This is a genomic window from Roseateles violae (assembly GCF_030410485.1).
GTDB classification, from domain to species: domain Bacteria; phylum Pseudomonadota; class Gammaproteobacteria; order Burkholderiales; family Burkholderiaceae_C; genus Roseateles_D; species Roseateles_D violae.
Genome location: NZ_JAUHHC010000007.1, coordinates 1 through 24,947 on the forward strand (window position 1 = coordinate 1; position 24,947 = coordinate 24,947).

The 24,947-nt window shown below is 67.9% G+C and carries 21 protein-coding genes; 15 read left to right on the forward strand and 6 right to left on the reverse strand.

The features are described 5' to 3' along the window. The 3 genes from QWJ38_RS22150 to QWJ38_RS22160 form a co-directional block, all read left to right on the forward strand. On the forward strand, nucleotides 1–717 hold a 717-nt coding region (locus QWJ38_RS22150; protein ID WP_290361316.1), incomplete at its 5' end, for an electron transfer flavoprotein subunit alpha/FixB family protein. Nucleotides 718–792: 75 nt separating this feature from the next. Next, on the forward strand, nucleotides 793–2,586 hold the full coding sequence (locus tag QWJ38_RS22155; protein ID WP_290361317.1) for an acyl-CoA dehydrogenase: 1,794 nt from the start codon (nucleotides 793–795) through the stop codon (nucleotides 2,584–2,586). Between the two features lie 11 nt (nucleotides 2,587–2,597). Then, complete coding sequence (locus QWJ38_RS22160) at nucleotides 2,598–3,551, forward strand: NAD(P)H-dependent flavin oxidoreductase (RefSeq protein ID WP_290361318.1); 954 nt, start codon at nucleotides 2,598–2,600, stop codon at nucleotides 3,549–3,551. Nucleotides 3,552–3,612: 61 nt separating this feature from the next. On the opposite strand, the gene QWJ38_RS22165 is transcribed toward QWJ38_RS22160, so the two are convergent. From QWJ38_RS22165 to QWJ38_RS22180, 4 genes are all read right to left on the reverse strand, one after another. Then, entirely contained in the window at nucleotides 3,613–5,193 is a 1,581-nt protein-coding gene (locus tag QWJ38_RS22165) for an ABC transporter substrate-binding protein (protein WP_290361319.1), read from the reverse strand. Nucleotides 5,194–5,204: 11 nt separating this feature from the next. Continuing rightward, entirely contained in the window at nucleotides 5,205–6,779 is a 1,575-nt protein-coding gene (locus QWJ38_RS22170; protein ID WP_290361320.1) for an ABC transporter substrate-binding protein, read from the reverse strand. Between the two features lie 44 nt (nucleotides 6,780–6,823). Continuing rightward, a complete protein-coding gene (locus QWJ38_RS22175; RefSeq protein WP_290361321.1) occupies nucleotides 6,824–7,165 on the reverse strand; it encodes a hypothetical protein in 342 nt (113 codons plus the stop codon). 91 nt (nucleotides 7,166–7,256) lie between these two features. Further along, nucleotides 7,257–8,099, reverse strand: coding sequence for an isopenicillin N synthase family dioxygenase (locus tag QWJ38_RS22180; RefSeq protein ID WP_290361322.1), 843 nt, complete (start codon nucleotides 8,097–8,099; stop codon nucleotides 7,257–7,259). A 339-nt stretch (nucleotides 8,100–8,438) separates the two neighbouring features. Here QWJ38_RS22180 and QWJ38_RS22185 point away from each other — a divergent pair, with 339 nt between their 5' ends. From QWJ38_RS22185 to QWJ38_RS22210, 6 genes are all read left to right on the forward strand, one after another. Continuing rightward, nucleotides 8,439–11,291, forward strand: coding sequence for a 2-oxoglutarate dehydrogenase E1 component (locus QWJ38_RS22185; RefSeq protein WP_290361323.1), 2,853 nt, complete (start codon nucleotides 8,439–8,441; stop codon nucleotides 11,289–11,291). A 71-nt stretch (nucleotides 11,292–11,362) separates the two neighbouring features. Further along, nucleotides 11,363–12,604 carry a 2-oxoglutarate dehydrogenase complex dihydrolipoyllysine-residue succinyltransferase gene (gene odhB / locus QWJ38_RS22190; protein WP_290361324.1) on the forward strand — a complete coding sequence of 414 codons (1,242 nt, stop codon included), beginning with the start codon at nucleotides 11,363–11,365 and terminating at the stop codon, nucleotides 12,602–12,604. Nucleotides 12,605–12,623: 19 nt separating this feature from the next. Continuing rightward, a complete protein-coding gene (locus QWJ38_RS22195) occupies nucleotides 12,624–12,941 on the forward strand; it encodes a DMT family transporter (RefSeq protein ID WP_290361325.1) in 318 nt (105 codons plus the stop codon). A gap of 30 nt (nucleotides 12,942–12,971) precedes the next feature. Beyond that, on the forward strand, nucleotides 12,972–14,393 hold the full coding sequence (gene lpdA, locus QWJ38_RS22200) for a dihydrolipoyl dehydrogenase (protein ID WP_290361326.1): 1,422 nt from the start codon (nucleotides 12,972–12,974) through the stop codon (nucleotides 14,391–14,393). A gap of 44 nt (nucleotides 14,394–14,437) precedes the next feature. Beyond that, entirely contained in the window at nucleotides 14,438–15,538 is a 1,101-nt protein-coding gene (zapE, locus tag QWJ38_RS22205; protein WP_290361327.1) for a cell division protein ZapE, read from the forward strand. A 10-nt stretch (nucleotides 15,539–15,548) separates the two neighbouring features. Next, nucleotides 15,549–16,226, forward strand: a complete 678-nt coding sequence (locus QWJ38_RS22210; protein ID WP_290361328.1) for a hypothetical protein — start codon at nucleotides 15,549–15,551, stop codon at nucleotides 16,224–16,226. Between the two features lie 16 nt (nucleotides 16,227–16,242). Here the strand turns inward: QWJ38_RS22210 and QWJ38_RS22215 are convergent, their stop codons facing one another. Further along, the gene (locus QWJ38_RS22215) at nucleotides 16,243–17,010 is read right to left on the reverse strand and encodes a PP2C family protein-serine/threonine phosphatase (protein ID WP_290361329.1); all 768 of its coding nucleotides are present in this window, start codon (nucleotides 17,008–17,010) and stop codon (nucleotides 16,243–16,245) included. Nucleotides 17,011–17,115: 105 nt separating this feature from the next. Between QWJ38_RS22215 and QWJ38_RS22220 the strand changes: the two genes are divergently transcribed. Then, a complete protein-coding gene (locus tag QWJ38_RS22220) occupies nucleotides 17,116–17,319 on the forward strand; it encodes a YdcH family protein (protein WP_290361330.1) in 204 nt (67 codons plus the stop codon). Between the two features lie 16 nt (nucleotides 17,320–17,335). Beyond that, nucleotides 17,336–19,351, forward strand: a complete 2,016-nt coding sequence (gene yoaA / locus QWJ38_RS22225; RefSeq protein ID WP_434064019.1) for a DNA repair helicase YoaA — start codon at nucleotides 17,336–17,338, stop codon at nucleotides 19,349–19,351. A gap of 55 nt (nucleotides 19,352–19,406) precedes the next feature. Here the strand turns inward: yoaA and QWJ38_RS22230 are convergent, their stop codons facing one another. After that, complete coding sequence (locus QWJ38_RS22230; protein ID WP_434064020.1) at nucleotides 19,407–20,258, reverse strand: outer membrane protein assembly factor BamD; 852 nt, start codon at nucleotides 20,256–20,258, stop codon at nucleotides 19,407–19,409. Between the two features lie 57 nt (nucleotides 20,259–20,315). Between QWJ38_RS22230 and QWJ38_RS22235 the strand changes: the two genes are divergently transcribed. The 4 genes from QWJ38_RS22235 (at nucleotide 20,316) to ndk (ending at nucleotide 24,890) form a co-directional block, all read left to right on the forward strand. Further along, nucleotides 20,316–21,365, forward strand: coding sequence for an RluA family pseudouridine synthase (locus tag QWJ38_RS22235; protein WP_290361332.1), 1,050 nt, complete (start codon nucleotides 20,316–20,318; stop codon nucleotides 21,363–21,365). A gap of 220 nt (nucleotides 21,366–21,585) precedes the next feature. Continuing rightward, entirely contained in the window at nucleotides 21,586–22,284 is a 699-nt protein-coding gene (scpB, locus tag QWJ38_RS22240) for an SMC-Scp complex subunit ScpB (protein ID WP_290361333.1), read from the forward strand. Then, nucleotides 22,281–24,350 carry a pseudouridine synthase gene (locus QWJ38_RS22245; protein ID WP_290361334.1) on the forward strand — a complete coding sequence of 690 codons (2,070 nt, stop codon included), beginning with the start codon at nucleotides 22,281–22,283 and terminating at the stop codon, nucleotides 24,348–24,350. The genes scpB and QWJ38_RS22245 overlap by 4 nt, the downstream gene beginning before the upstream one ends. A gap of 114 nt (nucleotides 24,351–24,464) precedes the next feature. Then, the gene (gene ndk, locus QWJ38_RS22250; RefSeq protein WP_289254920.1) at nucleotides 24,465–24,890 is read left to right on the forward strand and encodes a nucleoside-diphosphate kinase; all 426 of its coding nucleotides are present in this window, start codon (nucleotides 24,465–24,467) and stop codon (nucleotides 24,888–24,890) included. Nucleotides 24,891–24,947: the final 57 nt, after the last annotated feature.

Consider the following 24,947-nt stretch of genomic DNA (forward strand, 5'->3'; position numbering starts at 1 on the left):
CTGGCCGCGCAAGTCGTCGCCATCGCGGGCAACTACAGCCACATCCTGTTCCCGGCCACCGCCTCGGGCAAGAACGTCGCGCCGCGCGTGGCCGCCTTGCTCGACGTCGGCCAGCTCAGCGACGTCACCAAGGTCATCAGCCCCGACACCTTCGAGCGCCCGATCTATGCCGGCAACGCGATCGCCACCGTGCAATCGGCCGATGCCATCAAGGTCGTCACCGTGCGCACGACCGGCTTCGATGCCGCCGCCGCCACCGGTGGCAGCGCCGCCGTCGAAACCATTGCCGCCGCGGCCGATAGCGGCAAGAGCACATTCGCCGGCCGCGAGGTCACCAAGAGCGATCGCCCCGAACTCACCGCCGCCAAGATCATCGTCTCTGGCGGCCGCGCGCTGGGCTCGAACGACAAGTTCATGGAAGTGCTGACCCCGCTGGCCGACAAGCTCGGCGCCGCCCTGGGTGCCAGCCGTGCCGCGGTGGACGCCGGCTATGCGCCCAACGATTGGCAGGTCGGCCAGACCGGCAAGATCGTGGCGCCGCAGCTCTACATCGCCGCCGGCATCTCGGGCGCGATCCAGCACCTGGCCGGCATGAAGGATTCGAAGGTGATCGTCGCGATCAACAAGGATCCCGAGGCGCCGATCTTCTCGGTGGCCGACTACGGCCTCGAGGCCGATCTGTTCACGGCCGTGCCGGAACTGGTCAGCAGCCTGTAATTCCTAAAGCCTATTGAGCCTGAGGGGCGCCCGACTTCACGGTCGCGGCGCCCTTGTTGTATCTGGAGTGAGACCATGACTTACCGCGCCCCCGTCAAAGACATGCTGTTCGATATGCAGGAGCTTGCCGGCCTGCAGACCCTCACCGAGCAGATCCCCGCCTTCGCCGACTATGGCGTCGACACCGCCCAGGCGGTGCTCGAGGAATGTGCCAAGCTGAACGAGGACGTGATCGCCCCGCTGAACGTCGACGGCGACCGCAACCCGTCGTCCTGGAAGGACGGCGTCGTCACCGCCACGCCCGGCTTCAAGGAGGCCTTCGCCCAGTTCGCCGCCGGCGGCTGGCAGGGCCTGCAGCACCCGAGCGACTTCGGCGGCCAGGCGCTGCCCAAGACCATCGGTGCCGCCTGCGGCGAGATGGTCAACAGCGCGAACCTCAGCTTCGCCCTGTGCCCGCTGCTGACCGACGGCGCCATCGAGGCGCTGCTGACCGCCGGCACCGACGCGCAGAAATCGACCTACATCCCCAAGATGATCGACGGTAGCTGGACCGGCACGATGAATCTGACCGAGCCGCAGGCGGGGTCGGATCTTGCGCTGGTGCGCACGCGTGCCGAGCCGCAGGGCGACGGCACGTACAAGATCTTCGGCACCAAGATCTTCATCACCTGGGGCGAGCACGACATGGCCGAGAACATCGTCCATCTGGTGCTGGCCCGCGTCGCCGGCGCGCCGGAGGGCGTCAAGGGCATCAGTCTGTTCGTCGTGCCCAAGTACCTGGTCAACGCCGACGGCTCGCTCGGGGCGCGCAACGACGTGCACTGCGTATCGATCGAACACAAGATGGGCATCAAGGCCAGCCCGACCGCGGTCCTGCAATTCGGCGACCATGGCGGCGCGATCGGCACGCTGGTGGGCGAGGAAAACCGCGGCCTCGAGTACATGTTCATCATGATGAACGCGGCCCGCTTTGGCGTCGGCGTGCAAGGCATCGCCGTGGCCGAGGCCTCGTACCAGAAGGCCGTCGCCTATGCGCGCGATCGTGTGCAATCGCGCCCGGTCGACGGCTCGGTGGCCGGCAGCGCCGCCATCATTCACCACCCGGACGTGCGCCGCATGCTGATGACGATGCGCGCGCTGGTCGAGGGCTCGCGCGCGATGTCCATCGTCGCTGCCGCCGCCTACGATGCCGCCCACCATCACCCGGACGCCGAGGCGCGCAAGCAGAACCAGGCCTTCTACGAATTCATGGTTCCTCTCGTCAAGGGCTACAGCACCGAGATGAGCCTGGAGGTCACCGACCTCGGCGTGCAGGTCCATGGCGGCATGGGCTTCATCGAGGAGACCGGCGCGGCGCAGTTCTACCGTGACGCCAAGATCCTGACGATCTACGAAGGCACGACCGCCATCCAGGCCAATGACCTGGTCGGCCGCAAGACCACGCGCGACGGCGGCCAGCTGGCCCGCGCCGTGGCCGGCCAGATCGAGGCGACCGAGGGTCTGCTGGCCCAGCGCGATAGCGCCGCGGCCAAGGCGGTGCTGAAGCGCCTGAAGGCGGCGCGCGAAGCCTATCTGGACGTGGTCGACTTCATCGCCAAGAACGGCAAGAGCAATCCGAACGCCGCCTATGCCGGCTCGGTGCCCTATCTGATGCTGGCCGGCAATCTGGTCGCCGGCTGGCAGCTGGCGCGCTCGCTGCTGGTCGCCGAGGACAAGCTGGCGGCCGGCGAGGATGCGCCGTTCATGACGGCCAAAATCGCCACCGCGCGCTTCTATGCCGAGCACATCCTGAGCCGCGCCGGCGGCCTGCGCGACGCGATCGTCGAGGGCGCCGACAGCGTCACCGCCCTGAGCCTGGAAGCCTTTTAAGGAGCCGCCCCGTGTCCCTGCCTCCCGTTTTGCAGAAACTCCCGCTGCCCATCATCGGCTCGCCGCTGTTCATCATCAGCAATCCCAAGCTGGTGATCGAGCAGTGCAAGGCCGGCGTGATCGGCTCGATGCCGGCGCTCAATGCCCGTCCGGCCGAGTTGCTCGAAGAGTGGCTGAAGGAAATCACCGAGACCCTGGCCGCCTACAACGCGGCCCATCCGGACAAGCCGGCCGCACCGTTTGCGATCAACCAGATCGTGCATAAGAGCAATGACCGGCTCGAACACGACATGGCCCTGTGCGCCAAGTACAAGGTGCCCATCATCATCACCAGCCTGGGCGCGCGCGAGGATGTCAACCAGGCCGTGCATGGCTGGGGCGGCATCGTGCTGCACGACATCATCAACAACAAGTTCGCCAAGAAGGCGATCGAGAAAGGGGCCGACGGCCTGATCGCCGTCGCGGCGGGCGCCGGCGGCCACGCCGGGGTCAAGAGCCCGTTCGCGCTGATCCACGAGATCCGCGAATGGTTCGACGGCCCGCTGGCGCTGTCGGGCTCGATGGCGACCGGCGACGCGGTGCTGGCGGCGCAGGCCATGGGCGCCGACTTCGCCTACATCGGCTCGGCCTTCATCGCCACCGAGGAGGCGCGTGCGCCCGAGGCCTACAAGCAGATGATCGTCGACAGCAATAGCGACGACATCGTCTACAGCAGCCTGTTCACCGGTGTGCATGGCAACTACCTGAAGGGCTCGGTGCTCGCGGCCGGCATGGACCCGGACAATCTGCCCGAAGGCGATGTGAAGACCATGGACTTCGGCGGCGCCGGTGCCAAGAAGGCCTGGAAGGATATCTGGGGCAGCGGCCAGGGCATAGGCGCGGTGCGGGAGATCGTGCCGGCGCGGGTGCTGGTCGAGCGCCTGGCGCGCGAGTACCAGGCGGCGCGCAAGCGGCTTGCGCTCTGAGTCGACGCGACGCGCAAAACAAAGGCCTCCCGCGGGAGGCCTTTTTCATCGCTGAGGCGGTTTACTTCACGGTGGTGAACCGTGCCTGCGGCGCGTCGTTGGCCTGGTGGATGGTCTCGACGTTCGCGCGCATTGCCCAGGGCCGCACCTGGTGGTGCAGCGGTACGAAGAAGAACTCGTCGCGCGTGCGCAGCAGCGCCTCGCGCATCAGCGCATTGCGCTTGGCGGCGTCGGTCTCGACCTTCATGGCCTGCACCAACTGGTCGATCTTCGCGTCGCTGAGCTTGGTGTAGTTACCCTTGCCGTCGATGCCGCTGGTCTTGGTGTGGACGATGTCCTGCAAGGTGTACTGCGCATCGAAGGTCGTGACGCCCCAGCCATACAGATAGAAGGGCGTCTCGAATTTCTGCAGGGTGATCGAGTGCTGCGACATCGGCGCGGCGATCAGCCGTGCCTTGATGCCGATCTTGGCCCACATCGCCACCGCCGCCTGGCAGATCTCCTCGTCGTTGACGTAGCGGTCGTTGGGGCAGTTCAGCGGCACCTCGAAGCCATCGGCATAGCCGGCCTCGGCCAGCAGGGCCTTGGCCTTGGCGACGTCGGCCTTGGGCGCCTGGTCGATATCGCTGGAATAACCCTGCGTGCCGGGTGCCACCATGACGGCGGCCGGCATCGACAGGCCGCGCATGATGGTGCGCTTGATCGCCTCGCGGTCGATCGCCAGGTTCAGCGCCTCGCGCACGCGCTTGTCCTTGAACGGGTTCCTGCCCTTGATATTGGAGCCGCGCAGTTCCTCGCTGCCCTGATCCATCGCGAAGAAGATGGTGCGGTTCTCGTTGCCCTCGAGCACCTTCAGCTTGGGGTCGGCGCGCAGCTTGGCGACGTCCTGCGTCGGCAGGTCGGTCAGCAGGTCCACATCGCCCGAGAGCAGGGCCGCTACCCGCGTCGCGTCCGACTTGATCGGCGTGTAGGTCACCTCGGTCACATTGCTCTTGTTCTGGTCCCACCAGTCCTTGTTGGCGACCATGGTGATCTTCTGGTCGGGCTGCCAGCCGGTGATCTTGTACGGCCCCGTGCCCATCGCATTGCGCGAGGCATAGGTGTCTTCCTTGGCCTTGTAGTCCTGCGTGTTGAGCGACTTGTTCTTCTCCGCCCAGCTCTTGCTGATGATGCGGAAGTAGACGATGTTGCGCAGCAATACGGGGTTGGGGCCCTCGAGCACCATGTCTATCGTGTGGCTGTCGACCTTCTTGATCTCCTTGATGCCCGACACATAGATGGACATATTGGCCTGCGGCTGGCGGATGCGGCCGAAGGAGAAGATCACGTCGTCGGCGGTGAAGGGCGTGCCGTCATGGAACTTGACGCCCTTGCGGAGTTCGAAGCGCACCTGGGTCGGACTGGTGAAGGTCCACTTGGTGGCCAGCGCCGGCTCGACCTGGAACTTCTCGTCGTAGCGGGTCAGGCCCTCGTAGGCATAGCCGGTGATCGTGTTCGTCGACGAATGGTTCTGCGAATGCGGATCCAGGGTCTGGATGTCGTTCTGCGCCGCCCAGCGCAGCGGCGCCGCCTGGGCCACGAGAACGCTGCCGCTCAGCAGCAGGGCCGCGGCCAGGGTCGTCAGGGTCTTCTTCTTGCTCATGCTTGGGGTTCTCACTTGATCGTGGTGAAACGGGCTTCGGGGCGGTCGTTGGCGCGGTGCAGGGTCTCGACATTGGCCTGCATCGCCCAGGGCCGGATCTGGTGGTGCAGCGGGACGAACAGCGACTCGTCGCGCACGCGCAGCAGCGCCTCGCGGATCAGCGCATTGCGTTTCGTGATGTCGGTCTCGTACTTCATCGCGTCGATCAGCTGATCGAGCTTAGCGTCGCTGACCTTGGAGAAGTTGAAGCTGCCGTCGGCGCCGCTGGTCTTGGTGCGGGCCAGCGCCTGCAGCGCATAGAGCGCGTCGAAGGTCGAGACGCCCCAGCCCAGCATGTACAGCGGCGCCTCGAAGCGCTGGAAGGTCTGGCTGTGCAGCGACATCGGCTGCGCGATCAGCCGCGCCTTGATGCCGATCTTGGCCCACATCGCCACCGCCGCCTGGCAGATCTCCTCGTCGTTCACATAGCGGTTGTTCGGGCAATGCAGCGGCACTTCGAAGCCCTGCGCATAGCCGGCCTCGGCCAGCAGCTTCTTGGCCTTGTCCAGGTCGGGCTTCAAGGGCTGGTCGATGTCCGGCGTATTGCCGTTGACGCCGGGCGCCACCATGATGCCGGCCGGCACCGACAGTCCGCGCATGATGGTGCGCTTGATCGCCTCGCGGTCGATCGCCACGTTCAGGGCCTCGCGCACGCGCTTGTCCTTGAACGGGTTCTTGCCCTTGACGCTGGCGCCGCGCAACTCCTCGCTGCCCTGATCCATCGCGAAGAAGATGGTGCGGGTCTCGTTGCCCTCCAGCACCTTGAGCTTGCCGTCGGCCTTCAGCTTGGCGAGGTCCGGCGTCGGCAGATCGGTCAGCAGATCGACGTCGCCGGAGAGCAGGGCGGCGACGCGGGTCGGATCGGATTTGATCGGCAGGTAGCTGACTTCGGTCACATTGCTCTTGTTCTGGTCCCACCAGTCCTTGTGGGCGACCATCGTGATCTTCTGCTCGGGCTGCCAGCCGGTGATCTTGTAGGGGCCGGTGCCCATCACATTGTGCGAGGCGTAGGTCTCCTCCTTGGCCTTGTAGTCCTGCACGTTCTGGCTCTTGTTCTTCTCCGCCCAGGCCTTGCTCATGATGCGGAAGTCGACCAGATTGCGCAGCAGGATGGGGCTGGGCGCATCGAGGATCAGATCGATGGTGAAGTCATCGACCTTCCTGATCTCCTTGATGCCCGCCACATAGATCTGCATCGTGCCCTGCGGTTGGCGGATGCGGTTGAAGGAGAAGATCACGTCGTCGGCGCTGAAGGGCGTGCCGTCGTGGAACTTGACGCCACGGCGCAGCTCGAAGCGCACCTGGGTCGGGCTGGTGAAGCTCCACTTGCTCGCCAGGCCCGGCTCCACCTCGAACTTGGCGTTGTAGCGTGTCAGGCCTTCATAGGCATGCTGAAGGATCGCGCTGGTGGTCGCATGGTCCTGCGAATGAGGGTCGAGCGTCAGCACATCGTTCTGCGCGGCCCAGCGCAAGCTGGCGGCCTGGGCGCCGAGCGCCAGGCCGGCGCCCAGCAGCAGGGCGGCAATCGTCTTGAGGCGGGTCTTCATCGTCATTCCTTCCTGCGTATCGAATGAGATTGATGCCGGCCATGCTAGCCTTGCCGTCGCTGCTGCCGGCTAGTGGCTTGCCCGGACTGCGGCTCCAGCTCGGAATCGCAACCGACGCCGGCGGCGATCCAGCGTGCAACCAGCCGGGCCCGAAGGCGGGCGGCGAGGCCTTGGCCCTGCCCGTGCAGCAGACCGCAGACATAGCGACCATCGTCCTCGGACCAGCGCAGCGCGCGGCAAGCGCCGTGCCGTCTGAGGCTGACGACGATGCCGACGGGGCAGGGCTCGGCCAGGCAGCAGACGCCGCAGCCATTGCAGGGCTGGCCCGGCGCCGGCTTGAGCGGCGCCTCGGGCTGGATCAGGATGACGCGGGGCGGCGTGGCCATGGGCCACTGTAATGAGAAATGAAAAGGCCGGGCGCCTGGCGGCGTCCGGCCTTGTCTGCGGGCGTTTCAGTGAGCGTTTCAGCAGGTGGGGTCAGGTCTTCACGCCCAGTTCGCGCAGGCGCTCCTGCAGATAGCTGTCGGCCGTGTAGCGGTCCGAGAGCACCACGTCCGGGCGCGGATGCAGGAACAGCGGCAGCGAGACGCGGCTCTTCTTGGCGCCTTCGCCCGTCGGGTTGACGACGCGGTGCTGCGTCGAGGGGTAATAGCCCTGGCTGGCCTCCTGCAGCATGTCGCCGATATTGATGGTCAGGGTGCCGAAGTCGCAGGGCACGTCGTACCAGGCGCCGTCCTTGCCCAGCACCTGCAGGCCCGGCTCGTTGGCGGCCGGCAGGATGGTCAGCAGATTGATGTCGCCATGCGCGGCGGCGCGCAGCGAGCCGGCCGGCTCGGATCCGGTCAGCGGCGGATAGCGCAGCACGCGCAGCAGCGTCAGCCGGCTGTCCTGGATCATGTTCGAGAGCGGCTCGCGGTAATGCTGGGCGATCTCGGGCGGCGTGTAGCGCTCGACCCAGGACAGCAGTTCCTGCGCCAGCTCATTGGCCTGCTGGTAGTAGGCGTCGGCCTTGGCCTTCAGCTGCGCGGGCACGCGGCCCCAGGGGTAGATGTGGAAGTATTCCTTGATGTCCTTCTGCGTCGCGCCCTTGGCCGTCTCGGAGATCGCGGTCGAGAAATAGCCGTCCTGGGTTTCCTTGGAGAAGGCGAACTGGTGCTTTTCCTCGCCGTTGAAGAAATCCAGCCATTCGGCGTAGATGCCCTCGACCAGCGCCTGCTGGATCGGGTGATTGGTCAGCACCCCGAAGCCGGTCTCGTGCAGCGAGCGGGTGAATTTCTCGGCCGCGTCGGACGCGCGGTAGTCGACGACTTGAACTTGCATGGGATCTCCTATTGTCCCGGCGGCCGGCCATTCAATCGTGGGGCGGGACCGCAGCCGTTAGTCTAGGCCAAAGCCCTGCCGGTTCGCAAACGTTTGCAGTCAAGGCCGGCAGCTCGCCGCGGCGCTGGAGCGTGGATTGATTCACATCAGAGCGCGCCGGATTTCCTAGGGTAAGCCAGCAGTGCTACAGTCCGCCCCGAGACTTTTCTCGGTCCTTCCCGTCCCCTTTTCTGGCAACAGTCAAGGCGGGTCGCAATCCGCCAACCGGTCGAGCCGTGTCGCGGAAGGTTTATCAACCAGCCAACAGCTCTGGAAACCAGGGCAGAAGGTGAGCGAAAGATGATGCAGCAATACAGGTCGAACTCGTACCTGTTCGGGGGCAATGCGCCCTACGTCGAGGAGATGTACGAGGCCTACCTCGACAACCCGGGCTCCGTGCCCGAGAACTGGCGCGCCTACTTCGACGCGCTGCAGAACGTGCCGGCCGTCGACGGCTCGGACAACCGCGATGTGGCCCATGCGCCGGTGATCGAATCGTTCGCCCAGCGCGCCCGCGCCAATGCCTTCGGCAACAAGGCCTCCAGCACCGAGCTGGCCGTGGCCCGCAAGCAGGTCCATGTGCAGTCGCTGATCGCCGCCTACCGCAATGTCGGTTCGCGCTGGGCCGACCTGGATCCGCTCAAGCGCACCGAACGCCCGAAGATTCCCGAGCTGGAGCCCGCGTTCTACGACCTGAGCGAGTCCGATATGGACATCTCGTTCAGCGCGACGAACACCTATTTCTCCAAGGCCGAGACGATGACGCTGCGCGAGATCGTCCAGGCCCTGCGCGAGACCTACTGCGGCACGATCGGCGCAGAAATCATGCACATCACCGATCAGGTCGAGAAGCGCTGGTGGCAGGAGCGCCTGGAAAGCGTGCGCGCCAAGCCCGCCTTCTCGCCGGAGAAGAAGAAGCACATCCTGAACCGCCTGACCGCGGCCGAGGGCCTGGAGCGCTATCTGCACACCAAGTACGTCGGCCAGAAGCGCTTCTCGCTGGAGGGCGGCGAGAGCTTCATCGCCTCGATGGACGAGGTCGTGCAGAGCGCCGGCGCCCAGGGCGTGCAGGAAATCGTCATCGGCATGGCCCACCGCGGCCGCCTGAACGTGCTGGTCAACACCCTGGGCAAGATGCCCGGCGATCTGTTCGCCGAGTTCGAGCACAAGGCGCCCGAGGATCTGCCGGCCGGTGACGTCAAGTACCACCAGGGCTTCTCCAGCGATGTGTCGACCGCCGGCGGCCCGGTTCACCTGAGCCTGGCCTTCAACCCCTCGCACCTGGAGATCGTCAATCCGGTCGTCGAGGGCTCGGTCAAGGCGCGCATGGACCGCCGCGGCGATGCCGAGGGCGACCAGGTGCTGCCGGTGCTGGTGCACGGCGACGCCGCCTTCGCCGGCCAGGGCGTCGTGATGGAAACCCTGGCGCTGGCGCAGACCCGCGGCTACTACACCGGCGGCACGCTGCACATCGTCATCAACAACCAGATCGGCTTCACCACCAGCGACCCGCGCGACACCCGCTCGACGCTGTACTGCTCGGACGTCGTCAAGATGATCGAGGCGCCGGTGCTGCATGTGAACGGCGACGATCCGGAAGCGGTGGTGCTGGCCACGCAGCTGGCGCTGGAATACCGCCAGCAGTTCAACAAGGACGTGGTCGTCGACATCGTCTGCTTCCGCAAGCTGGGCCACAACGAGCAGGACACGCCGGCGCTGACGCAGCCGCTGATGTACAAGAGCATCGCCAAGCACCCCGGCACCCGCAAGCTCTACGGCGACAAGCTGGTCGCCCAGGGCGTGCTGGCGGCCGACGGCCCGGACGAGATGGTCAAGGCCTTCCGCGCCGCGATGGACGAGGGCCGCCACACGGTCGACCCGGTGCTGACCAACTTCAAGAGCAAGTACGCCACCGACTGGTCGCCCTACCTGGGCAAGAAGTGGACCGACAGCTGCGACACCGCGCTGCCGGTGACCGAGTGGAAGCGCCTGGCGGAGAAGGTCACCACGGTGCCGGCCGGCTTCAAGGTCCACCCGCTGGTCGAGAAGGTCTTGGCCGACCGCGCCGCCATGGGCCGCGGCGAGATCAATGTCGACTGGGGCATGGGCGAGCACATGGCCTTCGCCTCGCTGGTGGCCTCCGGCTATCCGGTGCGCCTGTCGGGCGAGGACTGCGGCCGTGGCACCTTCGTGCACCGCCACGCGGTGCTGCACGACCAGAACCGCGAGAAGTTCGACGAGGGCATCTACATCCCGCTGCAGAACGTCGGCGAGGGCCAGGCGCCCTTCGTCGTGATCGACTCCATCCTGTCCGAAGAGGCGGTGCTCGGCTTCGAGTACGGCTACGCCTCGGCCGACCCGCAGACGCTGACGATCTGGGAAGCCCAGTTCGGCGACTTCGTCAACGGCGCGCAGGTCGTCATCGACCAGTTCATCGCCTCCGGCGAAGTGAAGTGGGGCCGTGCCAACGGCCTGACGATGATGCTGCCGCACGGCTACGAAGGCCAGGGCCCCGAGCACAGCTCGGCCCGCCTGGAGCGCTTCATGCAACTGGCCGCCGACAACAATATGCAGGTGGTGCAGCCGACGACGGCCTCGCAGATCTTCCACCTGCTGCGTCGTCAGCAACTGCGCATGTTCCGCAAGCCGCTGGTCATCATGACGCCGAAGTCGCTCTTGCGTAACAAGGATGCGACCAGCCCGCTGAACGAGTTCACCAAGGGCGAGTTCAAGACCGTCATCGCCGAGCAGAATCCCGACATCGATGCAGCCAAGGTCAAGCGCGTGATCGCCTGCTCGGGCAAGGTCTATTACGACCTGGTCAAGGCGCGCGGCGAGAAGAAGGACGTGGCCATCATCCGCGTCGAGCAGCTCTACCCCTTCCCGCACAAGGCCTTCGCGGCCGAGATCAAGAAGTACGGAGCAGCGAGCGACATCGTCTGGTGCCAGGACGAGCCGCAGAACCAGGGCGCCTGGTTCTTCGTCCAGCACTACATCCACGAGAACATGCTCGATGGCCAGAAGCTCGGCTATGCCGGCCGCCCGGCCTCGGCCTCGCCGGCCGTCGGCTACGCCCACCTGCACCAGGATCAGCAGAAGGCGCTGCTGGAGCAGGCCTTCGGCAAGCTCAAGGGCTTCATCCTGACCAAGTAATGCTGCACGGGCCCGGCCGCTGAAGAGCGCGCCGGGTCGCCAGCTTCCGAACACCGAAAAAGACACACATCATGGCTATCGTTGACGTCAATGTTCCCCAGTTTTCCGAGTCCGTGTCCGAAGGCACGCTGCTGACCTGGAAGAAGAAGCCCGGCGAGGCCGTCGCTATCGATGAGACCCTGGTCGAGATCGAGACCGACAAGGTCGTGCTCGAAGTCCCGGCGCCGGCCGGCGGCGTGATGGGCGAGATCCTGGTCGCCGACGGCGCCACCGTCACCAGCCAGCAGCTGATCGCCAAGATCGACACCGAGGGCAAGGCCAGCGCTGCCGCCGCTCCGGCTGCGGCCCCGGCCGCCGCACCGGCCGCTGCCGCCGCCGCCGCACCCGCCGCCAACAAGGGCGACGTCGCGATGCCGGCCGCCGCCAAGCTGCTGGCCGAGAAGGGCCTGGCCGCCACCGACGTGGCCGGCAGCGGCAAGGACGGCCGCGTCACCAAGGCTGACGCGCTGGCCGCCGCACCGAAGGCCGCCGTGCCGGCACCGGTCTCCGCACCGGTGGCCGCCAAGCCGGCGCTGCCGCCGGTGGCCGCGCCGGTCCAGCAAAACCTGGGCGATCGCCCCGAGCAGCGCGTGCCGATGTCGCGCCTGCGCGCCCGCGTCGCCGAGCGCCTGCTGCAGTCGCAGTCGACCAACGCCATCCTGACCACGTTCAATGAAGTGAACATGGCGCCGGTGATGGAGATGCGCAAGAAGTTCCAGGAGAAGTTCGAGAAGGAGCACGGCGTCAAGCTGGGCTTCATGAGCTTCTTCGTCAAGGCGGCCGTCGCGGCGCTGAAGAAGTTCCCGGTGCTGAACGCCTCGGTCGACGGCAATGACATCGTCTACCACGGCTACTTCGACATCGGCATCGCCGTCGGTTCGCCGCGCGGCCTGGTCGTGCCCATCATCCGCAATGCCGACCAGCTGAGCTTCGCCGACATCGAGAAGAAGATCGCCGAGTTCGGCCAGAAGGCCAAGGAAGGCAAGATCTCGATCGACGACCTGACCGGCGGCACCTTCTCGATCTCGAACGGCGGCACCTTCGGCTCGATGCTGAGCACACCCATCATCAACCCGCCGCAGTCGGCCATCCTGGGCGTGCATGCGACCAAGGACCGCGCCGTGGTCGAGAACGGCCAGGTCGTCGTGCGCCCGATCAACTATCTGGCGATGAGCTACGACCACCGCATCATCGACGGCCGCGAGGCCGTGCTGGGCCTGGTGACGATGAAGGAAGCGCTGGAAGATCCGGCCCGCCTGCTGTTCGACATCTAAGCCTCACAAGAACCGCCGCGTGGCCTGGGTCTATCTGCTGCTGGCGGGCCTGTTCGAGATCGGCTGGCCGCTGGGCTTCAAGCTGTCTCAGCAGGCCGAGTACCGCGTCAGCGGCATCGTCGGCGCCGTCGTCTCGATGGGGCTGTCGGGCTGGCTGCTGTGGATGGCCCAGCGCGAGATCCCGATCGGCACCGCCTACGCGGTGTGGACCGGCATCGGCGGCGCCGGCACTTTTCTGATCGGCGTGATGTTCTTCGGTGACGCCGCCACGCTGTGGAGATTCCTCGGCGTGGCGATGATAGTCGGCGGGGTCGTCACCCTCAAACTCGCGCACTGACCCCAGGTCTTGCGCCAAGGAGTTCTCGATATGAGCAACAAGCAATTCGACGTCGTCGTCATCGGCGGCGGCCCCGGCGGCTATGTGGCCGCGATCCGCGCCGCCCAGCTGGGTTTCAACACCGCCTGCATCGACGAGTGGAAGAACGAGAAGGGCGGTCCGGCCCCGGGCGGCACCTGCACCAATGTCGGCTGCATTCCGTCCAAGGCCCTGCTGCAGTCCAGCGAGCATTACGAGCATGCGCGCGAGCATTTCGCCGAACACGGCATCTCCACCGGCGAGGTGAAGATGGACGTGGCCAAGATGCTGGGCCGCAAGGACCAGGTCGTGAAGCAGAACAACGACGGCATCCTCTATCTGTTCAAGAAGAACAAGGTCAGCTTCTTCCACGGCCGCGGCAGCTTCGTCGCCGCTTCGGACGGTGGCTATGAGCTCAAGGCCGGCGACGAGAGCATCACGGCCAAGCATGTGATCGTCGCCACCGGCTCGAACGCCCGCCAGCTGCCCGGCGCACCGTTCGACGAGGAGCAGATCCTGTCCAACGACGGCGCGCTGCGGATCCCCACCGTGCCGAAGAAGCTGGGCGTGATCGGCTCCGGCGTGATCGGCCTGGAACTCGGCTCGGTCTGGCGCCGCCTGGGTTCGGAAGTCGTCGTGCTCGAAGCGATGCCCAGCTTCCTGCCCACCGTCGACGAGGCCGTCGCCAAGGAAGCCGCCAAGCTGTTCAAGAAGCAGGGCCTGACGATCGAGCTGGGCGTCAAGATCAGCGAGGTCAAGAAGGACAAGAAGGGCGTCAGCGTCAGCTACACCGACGCCAAGGGCGCCGAGCAGAAGCTCGAGGTGGACCGCCTGATCGTCTCGATCGGCCGCACGGCCAACACCATAGGCCTGAACCCGGAGGCCGTCGGCCTGGCGCTGGACGAGCGCGGTGCCATCGTCGTTGATCATGACTGCAAGACCAATCTGCCCAATGTCTGGGCCGTCGGCGACGTCGTGCGCGGGCCGATGCTGGCGCACAAGGCCGAGGAAGAGGGCGTGGCCGTGGCCGAGCGCATCGCCGGCCAGCATGGCCATGTCGACTTCGACATCATCCCCTCGGTGATCTACACGCACCCGGAGATCGCCCAGGTCGGCAAGACCGAGCAGCAGCTTAAGGCCGACGGCCGCGCCTACAAGTCGGGTCAGTTCCCCTTCCTGGCCAACGGCCGCGCCCGCGCGCTGGGCGACACCTCGGGCTTCGTCAAGTTCCTCGCCGACGCGACGACGGACGAGATCCTCGGTGTCCACATCATCGGCCCCTTCGCCTCGGAGCTGATCTCGGAAGCCGTGGTCGCGATGGCCTTCAAGGCCTCGGCCGAGGACATCGCGCGCATCTGCCATGCGCACCCGAGCCTCAGCGAGTCGACCAAGGAGGCGGCGCTGGCCGTCGACAAGCGCACGCTGAACTTCTGAGCGATGTAATCGACCAAGGGGCGGCGCGAGCTGCCCCTTCCTTCATGACCTCTGTCACCGAGCTTTATCAGCAGACCCTGGCCGAGCGCGGCTACACGGCCGACCCGGCGCAGCTGCGCGCCGTCGCGGCGCTGCAGCGCTGCCAGGACGAATGGGCGGCCTACAAGGCGCGGCGCGGCAATGCGGTGACCAAGCTGCTGGTACGGCCGCCGCTGCCGCGCGGCGTCTATATGTACGGCGGGGTCGGCCGGGGCAAGAGCTTCCTGATGGACTGCTTCTTCCAGGCCGTGCCGCTGACGCGCAAGACGCGGCTGCACTTCCACGAGTTCATGCGCGAGGTGCATCGCGAGCTGCAGGAGTTGAAGGGCATCGCCGATCCGCTGGAGGAACTGGGCAAGCGGATTGCCAAGCGCTTCCGCCTGATCTGCTTCGACGAGTTCCATGTGGCCGACGTCACCGACGCGATGATCCTGCACCGTCTGCTGGACGCGATGTTCAAGCACCGCGTGTCCATCGTCACGACCTCGAATTTCCGCCCCGACGAGCTGTATCCGAACGGCCTGCACCGCGATCGCATCCTGCCGGCGATCGCCTTGCTGAACGAGAAGCTCGAGGTGATCAATGTCGACAACGGCTTTGACTACCGCCGCCGCGCGCTCGAGCATGTCGAGCTCTACCACTGGCCGCTGGACGAGACGGCCGACCAGGCGCTGAGGACGGCCTTCGAGTCGCTGGCCGAGGCGCAGGACGAGGATCCGCTGCTGCATATCGAACACCGCGAGATCCGCGCGCGCCGCCGCGCCGGCGGCGTCGTCTGGTTCGACTTCCAGACCCTGTGCGGCGGCCCGCGCTCGCAGAATGACTATCTGGAGCTGGCCTCGCAGTTCCACACCCTGATCCTGTCCGAGGTGCCCGAGATGCCGGTGCGCCTGGCCAGCGAGGCGCGCCGCTTCACCTGGCTGGTCGATGTGCTCTACGACCGCCGCGTCAAGCTGATCGTCTCGGCCGCGGTGCCGGCCGAGCGCCTCTACACCGAGGGACCGCTGGCCCACGAGTTCCCGCGCACGGTCTCGCGCTTGCAGGAGATGCAATCGTCGGAGTATCTTGCCCTGGCCCGACGGGATGTCGATACCTCGCTGACCTGAGGCCGCCGCGATGAAGCTGCTGACGACGACCTTTTTGCTGAGCCTGCTGGCGCCCTTGAGCGCTGCCGCTGCCGCTGCCGCTGCCGCCGAGGCCGGCGACGAACGCGCGCAGTTGCAGCAGCAGCGCGCCGCGATCGAGGCGCGCTTCGCGCAGGACAGCGAGGCCTGCCAGCACCGCTTTGCCGTCAACGACTGCCTGGACAAGCTGCGCCAGCGCCGCGGCGCCGAACTGCAGCCGCTGCTGCAGCGCGAGCAGGAGCTCGATGCCGAGCAGCGCCGCGTGCGCGCTCAGCAGCAGCGCGAGCGGGTCGCCGACAAGCAGCGCGAATTCGCCGAGGAAGAGGCGCGCCGCCGCAACGAGTTGCTGAACGCACCGGCCGCCGCCTCGGCGCCGGCGGGCCGGCTGACGCCCGATCCACGCACGCCGCGCGGCTCGGCGCAGGTCCATGGCGAGGCGGTGCAGGCCGAGCTGGCCAACGCCGAGCGCGAGGCGCAGCGCCGGCTCGAGCAGACCGCCGCGCGCGAGAAGGCGGCGCGCGAGCACCAGCAGGCGGTGCAAAGGCGCGAGCAGCAGCGCCTGAAGGAAGGCAAGAAGCCGGCCGCGCCGCTGCCGCTGCCCTCGGCCGCCGAGGTGGCCGCCATCGCGGCGAGCGCCGCCAGCGCGCCGGCCTCGTCGACCCGGCGCTAGGGTCTGTTAGCAGGCCCTAGTCCAGCGCCTGCAGACGCACGATCGCCAGCGACAGGTTGTCGCCGCAGCCGCGCGCCCGCTGGCGCGCCTTGTCGATCAAGAGCTCGGCCGCCTCGCGTGGCGGCAGGCTGTTCAGCACCGTGCCCATCTCGCGCGGGGTGAAGTAATGCCAGAGCCCGTCGCTGCAGCACATCATCGTGTCGCCGACCTGCAGCGGCTCGCTGTGGTCGATGCTCAGGGTCGGATCCTGCACGGTGCCCAGGCAGCCGGTCAGCAGATTCGACTGCGGGTGGACCGCCGCCTCGGCCTCGGTCAGCTGGCCCTCGTCGACCAGCTTCTGAACATAGGAATGGTCGAAGGTGCGCTGGAGCATGGTCGCGCCGCGGAACAGGTAGAAGCGCGAATCGCCCGAATGCACCCAGTGGCAGCGCCGGTCGGCGCCGATGACGAAGGCGGCGACCGCGCTGTGCGGCTCCTCCTCGGTGGCCAGCGCGGTCAGCTTGATCATCAGATGCGCCTCGGCAACCAGCTGGGCCAGCAGCTCGGCCGGATCCTCCTCGCCGGGCACGAAGCGCTCGAACAACTGCCTTGCGGTCAGCACGACCTGGTCGGCCGCCTTGCGGCCGCCGCTCTTGCCGCCCATGCCGTCGGCGACCAGGGCCAGCATGCAGCTGCTATTGCGCGGATGGGTCATCACCTCGACCTGATCCTGCTGGTAGACGCGGTCGCCACGGTGGATGCCGGTGGCGGCGCTCAGGCGAAAGCCCGGGGGGGTGCGAGTCATGCGGTCGGTCGGCTGTGGCGGTGATTCCAACGATTCCCGGGTCATGCCCTGGGGATCGCAAAACTATAATCGTTTCTCCGGCGCGCCCCCGCGCTGACTGTGTCCATGGACGAACAACTTCACTCCCTGTCGCGCCGCCTGATCGAGTTGCGCATCGAGCATGCCGACCTCAACGTGCTGATCGATCGCCTGGCGCTGGAGCAGCCGCTGGACGAGCTGGCGCTGCAGCGCCTGAAGAAGCGCCGCCTCGGCCTGCGCGACATCATCGTGCGCCTGGAGCGGGCCTGCGAGCCCGATGAACCCGCATGAGAACGGGTCCCTCAGCTTGAGCGAATCCGCAACGACCAGCGTTCCGAGCGAACTGGAGCAGTGGGTGCTGGCCGCCTTCGACGAGGGCGGCCCGCTGGCGCGCTCGGCGCCCGGCTACAGGCCGCGCGAGCAGCAACTGGCGATGAGCCAGGCGGTCGCGCGCGCGATCGCGCATCGCGAGACCCTGGTCGTCGAGGCCGGCACCGGCGTGGGCAAAACCTTCGCCTATCTGGTGCCGGCGCTGCTGTCGGGCAGCCGTGCGCTGATCAGCACGGCGACCAAGAACCTGCAGGACCAGCTCTTCATGCGCGACCTTCCGCGCCTGTGCGAGGCGCTGCAGGTGCCGCTGCGCATCGCGCTGCTGAAGGGTCGAGGAAGTTACCTCTGCTTGCACCGCATGCAGCATGCGCGCCACAGCGCCGAGCTGCCCGACCGCCGCGCCGTGCTGGCGCTGTCGCGCATCGAGCGCTGGGCGCAGGGCACGGTCAGCGGCGACTTTGCCGAGCTGGACGGCCTGGACGAGCGCTCGCCGGTGATCCCGCTGGTCAGCTCGACGCGCGAGAACTGCCTGGGCAGCGACTGCCCGGAGTTCCGCGCCTGTCATGTGGTGAAGGCGCGGCGCGAGGCGATGGAGGCCGATGTGGTGGTCGTCAACCACCATCTGTTCTTTGCCGACGTGACCCTTCGCGACACCGGCGTCGCCGAGCTGCTGCCCAGCGTCGAGCTGGCGGTGTTCGACGAGGCCCATCAGCTGGCCGAGGCCGGCGTGCAGTTCCTCGGCCGCATGCTGGGCACGGCCCAGCTGATCGATTTCGGCCGCGATGTGCTGGGCCTGGGCCTGGCGCAGGCGCGCGGACTGCAGGACTGGCAGGGCCTGCAGGCGCGGCTGGAACGCGCCGCGCGCGAGCTGCGCCTGGCCTGCGCCGGGCCGCTGGCCACAGGCGGCCGCGAGGTCCGCGGCATGCTCAAGCTGGGCTGGAAGGAGCGCGCCGGCCGGCCCGGTTTCGCCGAGGCGCTGGACGAGGTGGCCGAGGTGGCCGGCCTGGCGATCGAGATGCTGGCCACCGTCACCGAACTGGCGCCCGACTTCCTGCGCCTGCACGAGCGCGCCGGCCAGCTAAAGAAGCTGGTCGAGCTGTTCGCCCGCGAGCCCGATGCGGCCGATGTGCGCTGGATCGACCTGACGCCGCACCAGGCGCGCCTGGTCGAGTCGCCGCTGGACATCCGCGAGGCGATGCAGGAGCAGCTGGCCGCCGCGCCCAAGGCTTGGATCTTCACCTCGGCCACGCTGGGCGACGACGAGCGCCTGTCCTGGTTCACCGAGCCGGCGGGCCTGGACGACGCCACGGTGTTGCGCGTCGGCAGTCCCTTCGACTATGCCCAGCATGCGCGCTTCTACATTCCGCGCGCCTTTCCCAAGCCCTCCGAGCCTGACCATCCGCTCGAGGTGGCGGCGCTGGCCGGACGCTGCGCACGTGCCCTCGGCGGCCGCACCTTCGTGCTGACCACGACCCTGCGCGCGCTGCAAAGCGTCGCCGACCAGTTGCGTGCCGAGTTCGAGCACCATGGCGACCAGCTGGCCGTGCTGCAGCAGGGCGCCGCGCCGAAGCGGGTGCTGCTGCAGCGCTTTCTCGACGATCCGCGCGCGGTGCTGGTCGGCTCGGCCAGCTTCTGGGAGGGCATCGACGTGCCCGGCGACAGCCTGCAATGCGTGCTGATCGACAAGCTGCCGTTCCCGCCGCCGAACGATCCGCTGGTGGAGGCCCGCGTGCAGCGCCTGGAGGCCGAGGGTCGCAACGCCTTTGCGCATTACTTCATCGCCGAGGCGGCGATTGCGCTGAAGCAGGGGGCCGGCCGGCTGATCCGCACCGAGCGCGACCGCGGCCTGCTGGTGGTCTGCGACCCGCGCATGGCCGGCATGAACTATGGCCGGCGCCTGCGCGAGGCGCTGCCGCCGATGACGCGTCTGGAGCGCGAGGAGGAGGCGCTGGACTGGCTGGCGAAGCTGGCGGCGGAGCGCGAGGCGCCATAAACGAAAAAAACGCGTGCCTGGGCACGCGTTCTGGTTCAGTCGGGGCGGCGGGCGCTTACCAGAGCTTCCACCAGGCCTTCTCGGAATAGCCCTTGGCGGCCAGGGTGCTGTTGGGGAAGTTCAGCTTCAGCACGCGCAGCGCGTCGTCGCGCAGATTCGGCAGGCCCAGCTTGTCGTAGCTCTGCACCATCAGGTACAGCGCCTCCTCGGCCGAGGGGGCGTAGCGGAACTCGCTCAGCGACTGCTGGGCGCGGTTGGCCGCGGCCAGGTAGGCGCCGCGGTTGTAGTAGTAGCGCGCGACATGGACCTCGTACTTGGCCAGGGTGTTGGTGATGTAGTCGATCCGCACGCTGGCCTCGGCCGAGTACTTGGACTCGGGGAACTGCTCGACCAGTTGCTTGAAGGCCAGCATCGCGTCGCGCGAGGCCTGCTGGTCGCGCTCGGAGATGTCCTGGTTGGCCATGCGGCCGAACAGGCCCAGGTCCTCGTTGAAGTTGACCAGGCCCTTCATGTACAGCGCGTAGTCCAGCGCCGGGCTGGACGGGTTCAGCTTGATGAAGCGGTCCAGCACCGTCAGCGCGGCGGCGCGCTCGCCGGCGCGGTAATTGGCCCAGGCCAGATCGAGCTGCGCCTGCTGCGCCATCAGCGTGCCGGCGGCGCGGCCCTCGATGCGCTCCAGGGTCTTGATCGCGCGGTCATAGCTGCCCGAGCTCAGGTCGTCGCGGGCGTCTGCGTACAATTTGTCCAGGCTGGCCTGCGAATTCGGGTCGTCCTTCGGCGAAGACGAGCAGGCCGACAGGGCCAGCAGGGCGACGCCGGCGGCCGCCGCCAGGGCGGCTCCGAAACGGCCCCGCGGTGCCTCCGTCAGGGCCTGTGCCGGGCGGCGTTCCACGCTTTTTTCGATCATGATCCCTATACGGGCGGTGCTCTTCACCGACCCAGCTGAAAACGGAGCGCCGATTATATGGTTGAGGCCCTGCCTGCCCGCTTGGGTGTCACGGCGAGCACTGCCGACGAGGAATGGGAGGGCGCCGGTGCCGACGCCGGCGAGGAGGGCGCCGAGGTCCGCGAGGCCGAGGTCGGCGCCGATGGCCATGCTCAGCGCCTCGATCGCTGGCTGGTCGGCCTGGCGCCGGAGTTCTCGCGCAACCATCTGCAGCATCTGGTCGAGCGCGGCTGCGTGAGCATCGACGGCCAGGCCGTGCGCAAGGACGCGCGCAAGCTGCGCGCCGGCGAGCGCGTGCGCATCGAGCTGCTGCCGACCGAGGAGAGTCGCGCCTTCCGCGCCGAGCCGCTGGCGCTGGACATCGTCCACGAGGATGCGCATCTGCTGGTGCTGAACAAGGCGGCCGGCATGGTCGTCCACCCGGCCGCCGGCAACTGGTCGGGCACGGTGATGAACGGCCTGCTGGCCCACCATCCGTCCGCCGCGACCCTGCCGCGGGCCGGCATCGTGCACCGGCTCGATAAGGACACCAGCGGCCTGATGGTCGTCGGCAAGACGCTGGAGGCGGTGACGGCGCTGGTGCGCATGATCGCCGCGCGCGAGGTGCACCGCGAATACCTGGCGCTGGCCCATGGCCGGCTGGCCGAGCCCCTGGTCGTCGACGCGCCGCTGCGCCGCGACCCGGCCACCCGCATCAAGATGGCGGTGCTGGCCGGCGGCAAGCCCTCGCGTACCGATGTCTATCCGCTGGGGCAGGGCGAACTGGCCGATCCGAACGGCGCGGCGCGCAGCGTCAGCGCCGTGCACTGCGTGCTGCACAGCGGCCGCACCCACCAGATCCGCGTCCACCTCGCGCACAAGGGTCATCCGCTGATCGCCGACACGCTCTACGGCGGCGCGCCGGCGCTGGGGCTGGCGCGCCAGGCACTGCACGCGGCGCGCCTGGGGTTTGCCCACCCCATCGGTGGTCAGGCGCTGCAATTTGATGCGCCCATGCCACAGGATCTGGCCCGGGCCTGGACTTTGCTGGGCCTGGATGCGCCACGGCTTCCCCAGCGCGGCGATTGAGCGCGATACAATGCGGCCTCGTGCGATGCCAGAAAAGGCGCGACGGGCCGCAAGTCTTGAGTCCGCCGCAGCCGGTGTCGCCGCCGCCTTGCCGCCGCCATCGGACGATGGGCCGCGAGGCAGCCGCAGGACCGATGGTCCCGGTCGGCTCAGAGCCAGGCCAGCCCCAGGGGCCTGGACCGCAAAAACCCCGCTTGAACGGGAAAGATGACGAAAGTCAATGAACACACAGGATGCGAAGCGCGTCCTTGAGACCGCGCTGATTTGCGCCCAGCAGCCCTTGACCCTGCGCGAGATGCGCAGCCTGTTCGCCGACGAGCTTGGCGCCGACACCCTGCGCAGCCTGCTTGACGAGCTGTGCCGCGACTGGGAAGGTCGCGGCGTCGAGCTGGTGGCCGTCGCCTCGGGCTGGCGCTTCCAGAGCCGGCCGGAGCTGCGCGAGTACCTGGATCGGCTGCATCCGGAGAAGCCGCGCCGCTATTCGCGCGCGGTGATGGAGACGCTGGCCATCATTGCCTACCGCCAGCCGGTCACGCGCGGCGACATCGAGGATATCCGCGGCGTCGTCGTTTCCAGCGAGATCGTCAAGCAGCTCGAGGAGCGCGGCTGGATCGACGTGATCGGTCATCGCGAGGCGCCGGGCCGCCCGGCGCTGTATGCGACGACGCGCCAGTTCCTCGACGACCTGGGTCTGTCCAGCCTCGAGCAGTTGCCGACGCTGGAGGTCGGCGCCGCGCCCGGCCATGCGCTGGGCCAGGCGCTTGGCGACGGCGCCGCTCTGCAGGGCCTGCTGCTCGAAGAATCCAATTCCGAACCCCACCCGCCTGCCGACAGCCCCGATGCGGCAGCCCCGACCCCACCGGCTCCCGACGAGCCCTCCCAGTCCGACGCCGCCGAACAGGTGCAAGCCAACGCATGAATTCCAACGACATCGATCCCAAGTCCGAAGCCGCCGCGCCGGTGAATGATGAGGCCGCCGAGGCCGCTGCGAGCAGCAAGCGCAAGCGTGCCCCGGCCAAGCCCAAGGTCGCCGCCGAGGCGGCCGGCGAAGCCGAGGCCGCGCCGGTCGCCGCCAAGCCGCGCGCTCCGCGCAAGACGGCGGCCAAGAAGGTCGCCGAGGAAGCGGCGGCGCCAGCAGTGACGGGCGAGACCGTCGCTGCCGCTGCCGCTGCCGACGAGGCGCCGGCGCCGAAGAAGCGCGCGCCGCGCAAGACCGCGGTGAAGATCGAGGCGGCCGAGGCGCCGGTGCCCCCGGCGGCACCGGCCCCCGCTGCGCCTGCCGAGCAGGTCCCGCTGTTCAGCCTGGCGCCCGAGCCGGCCGCCGCGGCCGATGAAGGCGGCGGCGAGGCCGAGGCGGGTGGTGAAGCGGCCGAAGCCGCCGACGGTGAAGCCGAAGGCCAAGGCGAGGGCGGCGAGCGCCGCGGCCGCAACCGTCGCCGTGGGCGCAAGGAACGCGGCGAGCGTGCCGAGGCCGGCGAGTCCGCCGAGGCCGGTGGCGAGGGCCGTGCGCCGCGCGAAGTGCCGGCGCCGGCGCCCGAGCTGCTGGCGGCCGTCGGCGAGCGTTTTGCCGCCGTGCTGACCGGTGATTTCGATGCCGAGGAGGCCGAAGCGGGTGCCGAGGAGCCGGCCGAAGAGGCACAGGCCGAAGAGGGCGAGAGCAAGCGCGTGCTGGCGCCGGAGCCCGATGCACCCAAGCTGCAGAAGGTGCTGGCCCAGGCCGGCATCGGCTCGCGCCGCGATATCGAGGACATGATTGCCGAGGGCAAGATCGAGGTGAACGGCGAGGTCGCCCATATCGGCCAGCGCATCTCCTTCGGCGATCGCGTCCATGTCAATGGCAAGCAGATCCGCGTGCGCATCTCGCCGCCGGCGCCGCGCATCCTGGCCTATCACAAGCCGACCGGCGAGGTCGTGACCTTCAACGACCCCGAGGGCCGTCCGACGGTGTTCCGCAGCCTGCCCAGGTTGCAGCAGGGCAAGTGGCAGGCGGTCGGTCGCCTGGACCTGAACACCGAGGGCCTGCTGCTGTTCACCAATTCCGGCGACCTGGCCAACCAGCTGATGCATCCGCGCTTCGGCGTCGAGCGCGAGTACGCGGTGCGCGTGCTGGGCACGCTGACGCCGGAGCAGAAGGCGCGCCTGCTGGAGGGCGTGATCGTCGAGGGTCAGCAGGCCTCGTTCAAGAGCATCGAGGACGGCGGCGGCGAGGGCGTCAACCACTGGTACCGCGTCGTCATCACCGAGGGCCGCAACCGCGAGGTGCGCAAGCTCTTCGACACCCAGGGCCTGACGGTCAGCCGCCTGATCCGCATCCGCTACGGCACGGTGGTGCTGCCGCGCGGCCTGAAGCGCGGCGTCTGGGTCGAGCTGGGCGAGGACGATACGCGTCTGATCCGCCGCCTGGCCGGTGGCGGCCGCGAGGAGCGCGGCGAGCGCGGTGAGCGCAATGCCCAGGGCGATCGCAACGAGCGCGGCGATCGCGGCGATCGCGGCGACAAGAACCGCAACCAGCAGCAGAAGCGCCGCGCCGATGGCCGCCAGGCCGGTGTCGGCCCGCGCCCGAGCCGTCCGCCGGAGCGCCAGGACCGTCCGGAGCGCGACCGCTTCAACGAGGCGCCGCGCGGCCAGGATCGCAACCAGGACCGCGGTCCGGATCGCGAGCGCGAGGACGACGACGACTTCATGCCGCGCAATATCAACCCGCTGGAGCAGACCTTCGACCGGCGCTTCGCGACCGGCAGCAAGCGCATCCCGCAGGGCTTCGGCGCCGGCGGCAGCGGCCAGGGCCATGGCCCGAACCAGGGGCGCGGCGGCAAGGGCAAGCAGGGCAGTGGCCCGCGCGAGCCGGATCCGATGCAGACCTCGGTCGGCTATATCGGCGCCGATGCCTACCAGCGCCGCGGCGGTCGCGGTGGTGGTGGCGGCGGACGCGGTGGCCAGGGCGGCGGCCGCTCGGGCGGCGGCTTCGGTGGCCGCCATCGCTGAATGCGCGTCCCCGGCCGGTTTGAAGCCCCGGCCGGCCGCGGTTTGTCACCATCTGACATTACAATAGCGGGTTTTCCCAAGCCCCCAGATTCAAGAACTTTAAGGAGTTGAGCCATGGCCATCGAACGTACCCTTTCCATCATCAAGCCCGATGCCGTGGCGAAGAATGTCATCGGCCAGATCTACGCCCGCTTCGAGGCCGCCGGCCTGAAGGTCGTGGCCGCCAAGATGGTCCACCTGTCGCGCGGCGAGGCCGAGGCCTTCTACGCCGTCCACAAGGCCCGTCCCTTCTTCAATGACCTGGTCTCGTTCATGATCTCGGGCCCGGTGATGATCCAGGCGCTGGAAGGCGAAGGCGCGATCCTGAAGAACCGCGACCTGATGGGCGCCACCGATCCGAAGAAGGCCGAGAAGGGCACGATCCGCGCCGACTTCGCCGACAGCATCGACGCCAACGCCGTCCACGGCTCGGACGCCGCCGAAACCGCCGCGCAGGAAGTTGCCTTCTTCTTCCCCGGCATGAATGTTTACAGCCGTTAAATCGGTCAAGCGCCTCTTGTGCTCCGGCCTCGAGGCCGGCACTCGGAGGTAGTCGAT